Source organism: Streptomyces sp. NPDC032198, from assembly GCF_040636975.1.
Classification (GTDB): domain Bacteria; phylum Actinomycetota; class Actinomycetes; order Streptomycetales; family Streptomycetaceae; genus Streptomyces.
The window spans coordinates 237,882-251,580 of the sequence record NZ_JBEZVL010000004.1; the positions used below are offsets into that span (position 1 = coordinate 237,882).

General features: G+C 70.9%; 10 protein-coding genes. 4 read left to right on the top strand and 6 right to left on the bottom strand.

Annotation, left to right across the window (positions count from 1 at the left end; genetic code table 11):
• Nucleotides 1-75: 75 nt before the first annotated feature.
• The 4 genes from AB0E78_RS12025 to AB0E78_RS12040 form a co-directional block, all read right to left on the bottom strand.
• Nucleotides 76-2,469, bottom strand: coding sequence for an excinuclease ABC subunit UvrA (locus AB0E78_RS12025; protein ID WP_361830950.1), 2,394 nt, complete (start codon nucleotides 2,467-2,469; stop codon nucleotides 76-78).
• Nucleotides 2,470-2,621: 152 nt separating this feature from the next.
• Nucleotides 2,622-3,032, bottom strand: coding sequence for a VOC family protein (locus AB0E78_RS12030; protein WP_361830953.1), 411 nt, complete (start codon nucleotides 3,030-3,032; stop codon nucleotides 2,622-2,624).
• 381 nt (nucleotides 3,033-3,413) lie between these two features.
• The gene (locus AB0E78_RS12035) at nucleotides 3,414-4,058 is read right to left on the bottom strand and encodes a cysteine hydrolase family protein (protein WP_361830956.1); all 645 of its coding nucleotides are present in this window, start codon (nucleotides 4,056-4,058) and stop codon (nucleotides 3,414-3,416) included.
• Nucleotides 4,059-4,191: 133 nt separating this feature from the next.
• On the bottom strand, nucleotides 4,192-5,184 hold the full coding sequence (locus AB0E78_RS12040; RefSeq protein WP_361830957.1) for a DJ-1/PfpI family protein: 993 nt from the start codon (nucleotides 5,182-5,184) through the stop codon (nucleotides 4,192-4,194).
• 212 nt (nucleotides 5,185-5,396) lie between these two features.
• Between AB0E78_RS12040 and AB0E78_RS12045 the strand changes: the two genes are divergently transcribed.
• The 3 genes from AB0E78_RS12045 to murJ all read left to right on the top strand — a co-directional run bounded on the left by AB0E78_RS12045 (nucleotide 5,397) and on the right by murJ (nucleotide 8,904).
• Nucleotides 5,397-6,458: a methyltransferase gene (locus tag AB0E78_RS12045; protein ID WP_361830960.1), complete on the top strand. Its 1,062-nt coding sequence runs from the start codon at nucleotides 5,397-5,399 to the stop codon at nucleotides 6,456-6,458.
• 92 nt (nucleotides 6,459-6,550) lie between these two features.
• Nucleotides 6,551-7,174, top strand: a complete 624-nt coding sequence (locus AB0E78_RS12050) for a hypothetical protein (RefSeq protein ID WP_361830963.1) — start codon at nucleotides 6,551-6,553, stop codon at nucleotides 7,172-7,174.
• Nucleotides 7,175-7,221: 47 nt separating this feature from the next.
• Nucleotides 7,222-8,904 (top strand): murein biosynthesis integral membrane protein MurJ, encoded by a 1,683-nt coding sequence (gene murJ / locus AB0E78_RS12055; protein ID WP_361830965.1) that lies wholly within the window; start codon nucleotides 7,222-7,224, stop codon nucleotides 8,902-8,904.
• 47 nt (nucleotides 8,905-8,951) lie between these two features.
• Here the strand turns inward: murJ and AB0E78_RS12060 are convergent, their stop codons facing one another.
• Complete coding sequence (locus AB0E78_RS12060; protein ID WP_361830968.1) at nucleotides 8,952-10,175, bottom strand: phospholipase D-like domain-containing protein; 1,224 nt, start codon at nucleotides 10,173-10,175, stop codon at nucleotides 8,952-8,954.
• A gap of 225 nt (nucleotides 10,176-10,400) precedes the next feature.
• On the opposite strand from AB0E78_RS12060, the gene AB0E78_RS12065 reads away from it, so the two are divergent.
• Nucleotides 10,401-10,643, top strand: coding sequence for a DUF6411 family protein (locus AB0E78_RS12065; RefSeq protein ID WP_361830971.1), 243 nt, complete (start codon nucleotides 10,401-10,403; stop codon nucleotides 10,641-10,643).
• A 19-nt stretch (nucleotides 10,644-10,662) separates the two neighbouring features.
• On the opposite strand, the gene AB0E78_RS12070 is transcribed toward AB0E78_RS12065, so the two are convergent.
• Entirely contained in the window at nucleotides 10,663-13,503 is a 2,841-nt protein-coding gene (locus tag AB0E78_RS12070; RefSeq protein WP_361830974.1) for an NACHT domain-containing protein, read from the bottom strand.
• Nucleotides 13,504-13,699: the final 196 nt, after the last annotated feature.

Sequence of the window (13,699 nt, forward strand, 5' to 3'; positions counted from 1 at the left end):
CCCCGTCGATCCATATTCTCTGCCCAGACGCCGCTATTTCTCCGTATCGGCAGCCGCTGAGGTGATCGATACGGATCAGCCGATGTACGCCGCGAGGTGCTCGCCCGTGAGCGTGGAGCGGTCGGCCACGAGATCCGCGGGCGTGCCCTCGAAGACGACCTTGCCGCCGTCGTGGCCCGCACCGGGGCCGAGGTCGATGATCCAGTCGGCGTGCGCCATGACCGCCTGGTGATGCTCGATGACGATCACCGACTTGCCGGACTCCACGAGCCTGTCGAGCAGCGCGAGCAGTTGCTCCACATCGGCGAGGTGCAGGCCGGTGGTCGGCTCGTCCAGGACGTAGACACCGCCCTTCTCTCCCATGTGGGTGGCCAGCTTGAGCCGCTGCCGCTCGCCGCCGGACAGCGTGGTGAGCGGCTGGCCCAGGGTGAGATAGCCGAGCCCCACGTCGTCGAGCCGCTCCAGGATCTTGTGCGCGGCAGGCGTACGCGCCTCGCCCTCACCGAAGAACTCCGCCGCCTCGGCGACCGACATCGCGAGCACCTCGCTGATGTCCCGGCCGCCGAAGGTGTATTCGAGGACCGCGGGCTGGAACCGCTTCCCCTCGCAGTCCTCGCAGGGGGACTCGACACTGGCCATGATCCCCAGGTCGGTGTAGATGACGCCCGCGCCGTTGCACGCGGGGCAGGCACCCTCGGAGTTGGCGCTGAACAGCGCCGGCTTCACGTCGTTGGCCTTGGCGAACGCCTTGCGGATCGGGTCGAGCAGTCCGGTGTACGTCGCCGGATTGCTGCGCCGCGAGCCCTTGATGGGCGCCTGGTCGACCGAGACGACGCCCGCGGAGGCGGGGACCGAGCCGTGGATCAGCGAGCTCTTGCCGGAGCCCGCGACGCCGGTGACCACGCACAGCACACCGAGCGGGATGTCGACGTCGACGCCCCGCAGGTTGTGGCGGGTGGCGCCGCGGATCTCCAGCGAGCCGGAAGGCTCCCGGACCGTCTCCTTGAGCGTGGCGCGGTCGTCGAGGTGGCGGCCGGTGACGGTGTCGCTGGCCCGCAGCCCGTCGACGGTGCCCTCGAAACAGACCGCACCGCCCGCCGTACCGGCGCCGGGGCCGAGGTCCACGACGTGGTCGGCGATCGCGATGGCCTCGGGCTTGTGCTCGACGACAAGGACCGTGTTGCCCTTGTCCCGCAGCCGCAGCAACAGCTTGTTCATCCGCTCGATGTCATGGGGGTGCAGACCGATGGTCGGCTCGTCGAAGACGTACGTGACATCGGTGAGCGAGGAACCGAGGTGGCGGATCATCTTGACGCGCTGTGCCTCGCCGCCCGACAGCGTGCCCGCGGGGCGGTCGAGCGAGAGGTAGCCGAGGCCGATCTCCACGAACGAATCGAGGGTCTGCTGCAGCGCGGTCAGCAGCGGCGCCACCGACGGCTCCTTGAGTCCTCGCACCCACTCGGCCAGGTCGCGGATCTCCATGGCGCAGGCGTCGGCGATGCTGATCCTCTTGATCTTCGAGGACCGGGCCCCTTCGCTGAGCCGGGTGCCGTCGCACTCTGGACAGGTGGAGAAGGTGACCGCACGCTCCACGAAGGCCCGGATGTGCGGCTGCATCCCCTCCTTGTCCTTGGACAGGAACGACTTCTGGATCTTGGGGATCAGACCTTCGTAGGTGAGGTTGACGCCGTTGACCTTGACCTTGACCGGCTCCCCGTAGAGGAAGTCCCGCAGTTCCTTCTTGGTGTACTTGCGGATCGGCTTGTCCGGGTCGACGAAGCCGGACTGGGCGTAGACCTGCACGGTCCACTGGCTGTCCGACTTCCAGCCGGGGATGGTGAACGCGCCCTCGGCGAGCGACTTCGAGTCGTCGTAGAGCTGGGTGAGATCGATGTCGGAGACCGAGCCGCGGCCCTCGCAGCGCGTGCACATGCCGCCGGTGCGGTGGAAGGTCGCCTTCACGGTCTTGGTCTTGGCGTCACCGCGTTCGACCGTGATCCCGCCGCTCGCCCGGACCGACGCGGTGTTGAAGGAGTACGCGCTGGGCGGGCCGATCTGTGGCTTGCCGAGACGGCTGAAGAGGATGCGCAGCATCGCGTTGGCGTCGGTGGCGGTGCCGACCGTGGAGCGGGGGTCGGCGCCCATCCGCTGCTGGTCGACGATGATCGCGGTCGTCAGGCCGTCGAGTACGTCGACTTCGGGGCGCGCCGGCGTCGGCATGAAGCCCTGCACGAACGCGCTGTAGGTCTCGTTGATCATCCGCTGCGACTCCGCGGCGATCGTGCTGAACACCAGGGAGCTCTTGCCCGAGCCGGAGACACCCGTGAACACCGTCAGGCGTCGCTTGGGGAGCTCGATGCTGACGTCCTTGAGATTGTTCACGCGCGCGCCGTGCACACGGATCAGGTCGTGGCTGTCGGCGGCATGGAGCTCAGGCGACTGGGTGGTCCTTCTCTTGGCCGGGCTCATGGTGTCTCCATCTGTCGGGCGGAGCCGCCCGCGCGGTCTCCGTCGGTGTCGCCTGACTCGATCTGATCATCGCCGAGCGCTACGACAGGTTCTACTTCGTCGGCGTGGCCGCGGCAACGGATCTCTGTGCTTCCGCTTGGCGGTGGCTGTCTTCAGCGCAGCTCCTGGATGCGGAGCAGGTTCCCGGCGGGGTCGCGCACGGCACAGTCGCGTACGCCGTAGGGCTGCTCGGTCGGCTCCTGGACGATCTCGGCGTTCTTGGCCTGCAGCCGCGCGAAGGTGGCGTCCAGGTCCGCGGTGGCCAGGAGGATGCCGGCGTAGGTCCCCTTGGCCATCATCTCGTCGATGGTGCGGCGCTCGGCGGCGGTGATGCCGGGATCGGCGGCGGGCGGCTGCAGGACGAGGGAGGCGCCGGGCCGGCCGGCGGGGCCGACGGTGATCCAGCGCATCCCGTCGTAGCCGATGTCGTGGCGGACCTCGAAGCCGAGGGTGTCCCGGTAGAAGGCGAGGGAGGCGTCCGGGTCGCTGTGCGGGAGGAAGCTCGCGTGCAGGGTGACGTCCATGGACCTCACGCTAGGCGCGGCGCTCGGGCCCGCGCTTCTCGAATCCTGACCGGTCCGGCCACCGGGACATGCCTCGGGGGCGGCACCGTATGGTGCCGCCCCCGATCGCCGCGCCCGTCGTCAGGACTGGGGACGGCTGCCGTGGTTCGCGCCGTTCTTGCGGCGGGCCTTCTTCTTGCGACGTCGCTTCGAGGACATGGATACCTCCGTGGTTCCCGTATTGCTTCCCGGGCACGAGCCCAGGCGATCATGCGCCCCCTACCCAGGACGACGCCTGGTCATGACGTGGCCTACGTCACGACGCACACCACATGTGGCGATCTGCTCCCCACGACGCCGTGCCCCCCGGCCGCGCACCCGGGGGCGGAAGGCTCAGACAGGTCAGGCAGGGATCGCGTCGACGGTGGCGACGACGGTGCCGAAGAGGTCGGTGATGGTGGTCAGGGCCGCGGTCTGGAGCGCGGCGGCGGGCAGGACGGTGCCGTCCGGGGCGGCAAGGGCGCGGGTGGCGGTGGCTTCGGCGACGACGGTGGGGCGGTACCCGAGGTTGAAGGCGCCCTGGGCGGTGTAGTTGACGCACATGTGTGTCATGAACCCGGCGAGCACCAGGTCCTTGCCGCTGCCCGGGGCGATGCCCAGTTCGGTCAGCGTCTTTTCCAGCTCTGTGGCGTGGAAGGAGTTGGGGAACTGCTTGACCACGACTGCCTCGCCATCCACCGGGGCGACCTCGTCGCTGATGGCCCCGATGTGGGCGCGGATGTCGTAGGGGGTGCCTTCGCCGCCGTCGTTGAGGATGTGGACGACCGGGGTGCCCGCGGCACGGGCGCGCTCCAGGAGGCGGGCCCCGGCCGCGAGTGCCTCCTCGGCGCCGTCCAGGGCCATGACGCCGGTGCGGTAGGTGTTCTGGAAGTCGATCAGGATCAGTGCGGATTCGCTCAGCCGGGGCGGCTGGTTGTCCAGGCCGATCACGTCGCGCAGGGTCGTGGAGGGCTGGTCCGTGGAGGGCTGATTCGTGTACGTGCTCATGGGTGAGCCTTTCGCGTGTGGTGTCTGGTGTCTGGTGTTTCGCGGTGAGTGGGCATGGCGAATCCGCAGGGCTTGCCTGTATGCCCGAGGGAGGGGGTGGGGAATTGGTGGGGCGGGGCGGGGGTGAAGAGGGTCAGGGGGTCTGGATGCGGAAGCGGCGGCGGTAGGCCGCCGGTGTGGTGCCGAGCTGCCGGTTGAACGCCCGGTGCAGGGTCTCCACCGAGCCGAGCCCGGCGGCGGTCGCGACCTGGCCGAGCGGCCCGTCACCGGTCTCCAGGAGGCGGCGCGCCACCTCTACGCGGGCGGCCTCCACGTAGTCCGCGGAGCTGGTGCCCGTCTCCTGTTTGAACACCCGGGCGAAGTGCCGCTCGCTCAGGCACATCCGGGCCGCGAGCGCCGCCGCCGACAGGTCCTCGTCGAGGTGCTCGGCGATCCACAGCCGCAGTGCGTCGATGTCGCGGCGGGCGGACGCGGGACGGCTGAGCGGCACGGAGAACTGACTCTGACCGCCCTGGCGCTTGAGGTACATGACCAGCTGCCGGGCCACCGACAGGGCCACGTCCTCGCCCTGGTCCTCGGCCACGAGCGCCAGGGCGAGATCCAGGCAGGCGCTGATCCCGGCGCCGGTCCACAACCGGCCCCGGTCGGTGCGTACGAAGATGGGGTCAGGGTCGACCGTGACCGCCGGGTGCTCGGCGGCGAGCTGGGCGGCGGTCGACCAGTGGGTGGTCGCCGTCTTCCCGTCGAGGAGCCCCGCCGCCGCCAGCACATGCGCGCCCACGCACACCGATGCCACTCGGCGGGCCCGCGGGGCGGTCGCCTTCACCCACGCCACGACGTCCGCGTCGATACGGGCGACAGGGCCCTCCTCGGTCATGTCGACCGCGCCGGGCACCAGCAGGGTGTCCACCTGTCCGCGGACCTCGTCGAAGCCCAGGTCGGCGATCAACCGCACCCCCGCCGACGTACGGACCTCACCGGCGACCGGCCCGGCGAGGCGGACCTGGTAGCCGGCGCGGCCCGCGGTCTCCCGGTTGGCCAGCGCGAAGACCTCGGCAGGGCCGGTGACGTCGAGGAGATCGGCATCGGGGAAGACCGCGATGACGACTCGGTGCGGAGTGGGCATGGCCCCATCCTCACCGTCCCTACCGATGGCCGCAATGACGGTTCTCTGTCACATCCGGACATGCGGCAGACGAGCGGCGGATGACCGGCGGGCGGCCCGTCGCGCTGGAGCGCCGCCGGGAACATTCGTCCAAGACGGCCGCTGCCCGCCATCGGCAGAGTCGGGGCACCGAGCGGCACACCGGCTGCCCGGCGAAACGAGGGGAAGCAAAGATGGCGAACGACGACACCACTGCGAACGACACCGAGGGCGTCCGTGACGTGGTCGCACAGCTCGTGTTCGGAAGCCTGGCCGCGCAGACCGTCCGCGCGGCCGTCCGGCTGCGGGTGATGGAGCTGATCGGCGACAAGGAGCGGACGGCCGCCGAAGTGGCCGCCGACGCCGGAGCGCGCCCCCAGCCCATGACCAGGTTGCTGCGCGCCCTGGCGAGCCTCGGCCTGCTGCGTGAACACACCGCGGGCTCCTTCTCGGTGACCCCCGCGGGAGCCATCCTGGACCCCGGACGGCCCGGCTCGATCACCTCGCTCGTACGGATGTTCACCGAGCCGGCGATGCTGCGCGCCTGGGAGCACCTGGACGACAGCGTCCGTACCGGTGACGTCGCGTTCGACGCGATCTTCGGGAAGGACTTCTTCAGTTACCTCAAGGATGTCCCGGACCTGTCCGCGGAGTTCAACGCGGCCATGGGCCAGGCGGTCAGGGCAACGGCGGCGGCCCTGCCGCGCGCCTTCGACTTCGGCCGCTTCACCACGGTGACCGACGTCGGTGGCGGGGACGGCACGTTGCTGAGCGCGGTACTCCGCGAGCACCCGGCCCTGACGGGCGTCGTCTACGACACCGAGGAGGGCCTGGCCCAGGCCTCGGCGACGCTGGAGCGCCACGGGCTCACGACACGATGCTCCTTGGTGGCCGGAGACTTCTTCCGCTCGGTTCCCGAAGGCTCCGACGTCTACCTGATGAAGAGCATCCTGCACGACTGGCCGGACGAACAGGCTGCCTCGATCCTGCGCCACTGCCGCGAGGTACTGCCGCCCGCAGGGCGCGTCCTGATCGTGGAGCCGGTCCTGCCCGAGGTCGTCGACACCGAGACCGCCGGACTCACGTACCTGACCGACCTCAACATGATGGTGAACGTGGGCGGCAGGGAACGCACACGTCCCGACTTCGAGAACCTCTGCCACGAGGCAGGCCTGACCCTCACGGCGGTGACCCCGCTGGCGCAGGCGGATCCGTTCTGCCTCATCGAGGCGACAGCGGCCCGCATCACGACCTGATCACATCCTCCATGTTTCAACCGCATATGACCTACCGTATTCCGGCTGGCTCAACCTTGGGGGGACATATGCGCGTTCGCGCTACTGCGGCTGTGGCCGCCATACTTCTGGCCGCTCTGACCGCGTGCGGCGGCAGTGACGGTGGCGGCGATGCGGCCGACTCGAAGTCGTCGGACGACTCGAAGGGGGCGGCGGCCAAGAAGGTCGACTGCGCCGACGAGGACATCAGTCAGGCCGACTGGACCAAGCACTGCTCCGAGGAGGGTGCCGGCAGCGAAGCGGACGGGAGCGAGGAGGAGGCGACGGGCCTGGAGTTCGGCGGGTCCTACACCTGGCCCGACGGCCTGAAGGTGTCCGTCACCGAGGCGAAGGTGTTCAAGGACTACGACACCGAGCTGATGGAGTCCGCCGAGCCCGGAAACACCGACTTCCGCGTGCGGCTGAAGCTGACGAACTCCGGCAAGTCCGCCGTCGCCCTCGATGACTTGTCCCTCATCATCGAGGGCGCCACGAACGGCGGCGAGGCCGCGCAGACCGCGTTCGAGAAGGGGGCCGAGCCGCTCCAGGGTCGCCTGGCTCCCGGGGTGTCGGCCACCAAGACGAACGACAACGCGCTCGAGACGAAGTACGGGAAGAAGATCGTCGTCACGGTGCAGCGCAACAGCGAGGAACTCAACCTGGACTTCCCGGAGTTCACGGGGTCCATCACCGGCTGACCCGGGCCGGTGGCGGCCGCTGATGCTCGTCGGCATAGGTTGACCACATGGTGGAGGGGGCGAGCCCCGCGGCGCGGACCAGGCCGCAGGAGCAGCGAACGGGCGCGCGGCATGCCGCCCGACGGAAGAAGAAGCAGGGCGGGCTCGTCCGTTCGTCGTTGCTGATGGCCGTCGGCACGGTGGTATCGAGAGCGACGGGTCTCATCCGGCAGGTGCTGCAGGCCGCCGCGCTGGGAACGGGCCTGCTGGCCAGCACCTACAACACGGCCAACACCGTGCCGACGAGCCTGTACACGCTGTTGATCGGTGGCGCGCTCAACGCCGTCCTGGTGCCGCAACTGGTGCGCGCCAGGGCGACGCAGCCCGACGGCGGCCGTGCCTACGAACAGCGTCTGGTCACGCTCGTGGCGTGTGTGCTCGGCGTCGGGACGGCGCTGGCGGTGTGGGCTGCCCCACAGATCGTGGGCCTGTACATGCGCGACACCCCCACCACGCACGCGTCGTTCGAACTGACGGTGACGTTCGCCAGGTTCCTGCTTCCGCAGATCTTCTTCTACGGCCTGTTCAGCATCTACGGACAAGTCCTCAACGCCCGCGAGAAGTTCGGCGCGATGATGTGGACGCCGGTCCTGAACAACGTCGTCCTGGTCGGCATGTTCGCCGCCTATCTGACCCTGATGACCGTTCCCGATCAGGTCGAGGACATCACCGCCACCCAGGTGCGGCTGCTCGGCCTCGGCACGACGGCCGGCATCGCCGTACAGGCCCTGTCCCTCGTCCCGTTCGCACGGGCGGCGGGTTTCCGGTTCAGGCCGCGCTTCGACTGGCGGGGCACCGGCCTGGGCCGCAGCGTCCACGCGGCGAAGTGGACGCTGCTGTTCGTCCTGGCCAACCAGGCCGCCCTGACGGTGGTCACGAACTACGCCAACGCCGCCGACCAGGAGCTGCCGCACGACGGCGTCGGCTACTCCGCCTACACCTACGCGCAGACCATCTGGCTGCTGCCGCAGTCGATCGTCACCGTGTCCCTGGTGACGGCCCTGCTGCCGCGCATGAGCCGCGCCGCGGCGGAAGGACGGCTCCAGGACCTGGGCGCGGACCTGTCCAGGTCCCTGCGGATCAGCGGCGTGGTCATCGTGCCCGCCGCCTTCCTCCTCCTCGCCCTGGGGCCGCAGATCGCCTCGCTGCTGTTCGCCCACGGAGCGGCGGACGCCGCATCGGCCCGGCCACTGGGATACATGCTGCAGGCCTTCGGGCTCGGCCTCATCCCGTTCTCCGCCCAGTACCTCCTGCTGCGCGGTTTCTACGCGTTGGAGGACACCCGGACGCCCTTCTTCATGGCGTCCTGGATCGCGGTGGTGAACATCGCCCTGGCCACGGCCTGTCACCTGCTGCTGCCGGCCCGCTGGGCGGTCGTCGGCATGGCCGGGGCCTACACCCTGTCCTATCTGGCCGGCCTCGCGCTCACCGCGTACCTGCTGCGCAGGAGACTCGGAGCCCGCATCGACGACGGCACCCTGCGCCGCACCTACGGCAAGCTGCTCTGTGCCGCGGGTCCCGCGGCGGGACTCGGCTGGGCCGCGACGCGCGCGTGCGCGGGGCTGGGCAGCGGGACGTGGCCGACCGCCGCCGCGCTCTGCGCCGGGGTGTTCACCACGGTCCTGGGATACCTCGTCCTTGCCCGGCTGATGAAGGTCGGCGAACTGCGGCGGCTGCCCGGAATACGCTGAGTCCGGCCCGCGCCGGGCTCGTCAGGCGGGCTCGTCAGCCGGGCTCGTCACAGGAAGCGGCGGATCGGCCGGACGGACAGCTCCCGGGCGCGCTGGACGACGGAGCGTCTCTTCCAGCGGCCCGGCCGGATCAGGTCGCTGACCGCCATGTCGTCGTCGAAGTGCTCGTCCAGGGTCGCGGTGAACTCCGGGTCCAGGACGGCGAGCATGACTTCCTCGTCGTGGTCGAGGGAGCGGCGGTTGAAGTTCGTCGAGCCGATCAGCGCGGCGACCCCGTCAACGGTGATGATCTTGGCGTGCATCATCGTCGGCTGATACTGGAAGATCTTCACCCCGCACGCGGTGAGGTCCTCGTAATAGTGCTGGCCCGCAAGGTGGCTGACTCGCTTGTCGGTGTGCGGTCCCGGCAGCAGGATCTCTACCTCGACCCCCCGCCGCGCGGTGTCGCACAGCAGCTCGATGAAGTACGCATCCGGTGAGAAGTACGCGGTGGACAGCCGGAAGCGGTCCTCGGCCGACTCCAGCATCACCCGGATCAGGGTCTGCATGTCCTGCCAGCCGAGGCTGGCCGAGCCGCGCACCACCTGCACGATGGCGTCACCCTGCGGGCGCTGCCCGATGAACCGGTCCCGGTCGTCGAAGAGTTCGTCGTGGCACTCCGCCCAGTTCTGCGCGAACGCGGCGGCCATGCCGTCCACCGCGGGTCCGCGGACCTCGACATGGGTGTCGCGCCACTCGTTCTCGTCGCGCGCGTTGCCGCACCACTCCTGCGCGATCCCCACCCCGCCCGTGAACGCGGTCTCCTCGTCGACGACCAGAACCTTGCGATGGCAGCGGTGGTTCTGCTTGAGCGGTGAGAGGTACTGCGGCTTGCGGAACCACGCCACCTGCACCCCCGCCCGGTCCATCGCGTCGAGCTGCTCGGTCTCGATCAGCCGGCTGCCGAACCCGTCGAGGAGCAGCCGCACGCGCACCCCGGCGCGGGCCCGCTCCGCGAGTGCCTCGGCGAACCGGAGGGCGATGTCGCCCTTCCAGTACACGAACGTCATCATGTCCACGGTGTGCTCGGCACGGCGGATCCCGGCGAGCATGGCCGCGAAGATCTCGTCGCCGTTGCGCAGCGGTGTGAGGGCGTTTCCCTCGGTCGCCGCGATGCCTATCAGCCGTTCGAGGCGCCGTCTTATCCGCGTGACGCGGTCATCGGCGGACGGTGCGTCCGCCCCGTCGGACGTCCGCGGAGTCAGCTCGGGCGATTCCTGCGTACTGGTCATGGTGTCACCTGGCCGGTACGTGAGGAGGATGCATCAGGCCGCGGCGCCCGGTCCGGCACGGGCTGAGCGGCGAGCCGACCCTACCGGGCGGGGCGCCGGGGTTGCCGGGGTGGTGGGGGCGGGGTTGCCAGGGCGGTGGGGACGGTCGGGGCCTCGTGCATACACCTCGCGCGACAGGGCACCCGGCAGGGACGCCTCGACACGCCTCGACACAGGGAGCCTTTCATGATCATTGTCGGCATAGTCGCTGTCTGTATCGTTCTGGCCGTCCTCGCCTTCTTCCTGCCACGCCTTTCCCGGCACCCCGAGCGTGGCACCCAGCGCACCCTGGGAGCCGGTTCACGCGCCGGCAGCAAGGCCCCGGGCATCCTGGGCCGGCTCTTCAGCAAGCCGTTCCGCAGCAGCTCCAAGGCCGTGGGCCGCAGCGGTTCCGCCGGTCGGCGCACCCGTGGCCGCATGCCCTTCTGACGCGGACACCCCTCAACCCTCAACGGCCCTCGCCGTCCCCATCCCCGCCCGCGTCGGCGTCCGTGGAAGCAAGGCGTTCCTGTAGCCGCGCGTGCCGGAACTGGTAGACGGCCCCCGCCTGTCGCAGCACGCCCCGCTCATGTGCCTCCGCGAGGAAGGCCATCAGCCGCCAGGGCAGCCGGCCGGTCGAGCAGAACCACAGGCGGGCCGTGAGGAGACGCCCCCATGCGGACAGGGCGACGGTGACGAGGCCTGTCGGGATGACCACGACGGTCGCGACCGCCGCGCCCAGGGGCAGCACGGCGACGAACAGAGCGCAGAGCCAGGCCACCAGCGTGATCAGGAATCCGCGGACCAGCCCCGTGTCCCGGTCCGTGCGGAGGCTGGCCAGCGGGCTCGGCGTACGGGACGTGTCGACGGGCGCACCGAGCCAGCGGTGCAGCCCCGCCGCGAACCCCGCCACGAATCCGAGGCCGAGACCGCCCGCGAGACCGAACGACAAGGCGGAGCCCATGAGTTGGCCGGGGCTCTGCCGGGTGAGCCACTGCCACTGCGTGTCGTCCAGGTCGTGCGCCAGGCCGCCGGCCGCCACGACACGGCCGTCCGGCAGTCGAACGCGTACGGCACCCGTTTCGAGGGTGCCCGCGGTCACGTCCATGACGGCCGTGACGCTCGCCCGCTTCCCGCCGTCCTGGCCGTGACCCTCGCCGCCTCCGCACGGATCGGCCTCCGGGCCCGTGCTCCGGGGGACGAAGACCGGGCCCTGCCCGTAGCACTCCGGGACGACGGCCCCTCTCAGAGGGCCCGCCCGGCGGATGTACGTCCTGCCGTCCGGACGCACCCCGAAGCGCGTGCCGTCGTCCGCCACCACGTAGCGACCGGCGTCGGCCGAGCGGTGGACCGTCGCTCCGAACGGGAAGTCGTCGCGCATCGCGGCCCTCCCCGCGGCCGTACCGCCCACCACGAGCGCGAAGACCAGGCCGAGCACGGCCCCCGCCGCCAACCCCACGCCGAGCCCGCGGGCAACGGCCCTGCCGAGTCTGCCCGCCTGACCCGGTCCGTACCAGCGACGCGGTGGGTTGCCGGTCGCGACGGCCGTCGCCCCCTCTCCGCGTACGGCGAAGGCGCCCAGCGCGGCGGCGACGGCCGCGACGGTCAGCAGGGTCGTCCGCGAGACCGGGTACACGAGCAGGTCGGTGAGGAGCACGGCGGGGAGCGCCACGAAGACGGCTGCCACCGTCTTCCACAGCCATCGCCGGTGGCGCCAGGTGCGCAGGACGGGGAACGGCATCGTCGCCGGCGCGGGAGCAGCCGTGACGCCGATGACGCCGAGCCCCGCCGCCACCGCCACGCCGTACAGCGCGCCGACGGTCAGCCAGCCGAGAAGCTCCTGCATACCGGCGAACGGAACGTCGAAGTAGGGGTCCCGGGAGAGCGGGCGTGCCGCTCCGACGGTCGCCGCGAGCGGGATCAGGCAGGCGAGCGACAGCAGCAGCGTGCGCCGCAGGCCCGCGCCTTCGCGCGCGAGGACCGCGTACCCCGCGCACAGGCCGGTGAGGATCGCGGCCGCCACCACCGGTGCCGCGGCACCTTGCCCCGCCAGCCACACGGTGAGGCAGAGGATCTCCCCGACCGCGCCGAGCAGCAGCAGGGGGCCGAGCAGGCGCAGCGGACCCGGCAGCGCCAGGTGCAGTTCCCACCAGGCCAGGTCGCGGGTGCCCCGGCGCTCCAAGTGCCGGGCCAGGAAGCGGAGTCGGCGCATCGCGTCGGCGCCGTCCCAGCGGGCCGACGTGCGGAACGACGCGGGGACGAACGCGTCCAGCAGGTGCTTCTCCATGGCGCCCGGTTCGGCGAGTTCGCGGCGGCGCAGCAGTTCGGCGGGATCGACGCTCGTATCGCCGTACACGGCGCGCGCCATCGCCACCATCAGGGGCAGTTCCAGAACCTGGCGCAGGCAGCGAGCCACCGCATCGTCGGGGTGGCGTCTGACGTGTTCGAGCACCGGGTCCCAGGCCGTGGCACGCGCGCCGCCGGGCCCGCGCACGGGGCGGGCGGTGCGGGTCAGGTACCCGGCGGCCTCTTCGAAACCCAGCGGCTGGAGTTCGACGACGGCGGCCGACGTGAGGACGTCCCCGGCCTCGACGACGTCGGAGTAGACGCCGCTGCGGCAGGTGAGGAAGAGCGGGTCACCGGCGTCGAGTTCGGTGTTGAGCCGCCAGATCGCGCGCGTACGCGACGGCCCGCCCAGTTCGTCGAGCCCGTCCACGACCGGGAGGATGCGCCCCGTGGCGACAAGTTCCTTGGCCAGCATGTCGCCTGATGGCCCGTCAACCGCAAGCCCCGGGTGTCCGGCGACGATGCGGTCCGCCAGCCACTGGCGCAGGTCCTGCTGGTCGGGCTGCCAGCTCGCCGCCTGGAACAGGAACGGCACCGGGTCACCCGCGCTCCGGCGTTCCAGGAGGTCGAGGGTGAAGCGCACCGCGAGCACCGTCTTGCCGCTGCCGGGCTGTCCGAGCACGGCAAGGCGCCGCGAGGGCACATACCCGAAGACCTGGGTGATCTCGGAGAGGCGGCCGGACAGGTCGGGGCGTTCGGCGTCCCGGGCGGGCCAGCCGACGGCCTCGTCGAGATCGGAGAGCCAGGGCTGCGCGGACGACCAGCGCACGGCGAGCGGCTCCGGGTCCTGGAGCCTGCGCAGCCGCCACTCGGCCTGCCACTGGGCGCGCACCGCGTCGGCGAGGGCATCGGCGGCCCGGTCCAACCGCTCGGCGGGCGACAGGACGACGGCGGGCCGCACCGTCGTGTGCAGGAGCCCCGCCAACGACACCAGGAAACCCAGGACCGAAAGGAGAGGGCCCACGCCCTCGAGGCTCCGGTCCCGTACCGTCACCGCAGCCAGCGCGCCGGTCCCCAGCGCTGCCCCTACCCATATCCCGCGCCGCCAGTACCTCATCCGTCGCGCCCCCGTCCGCCGCGCCCTGGCTGGTGCCGCACATTGTCCCAGCACAGGCACGACCGGCAGGGCGGAACGGGGGACGCCGGGTGTGCAGGGTGTG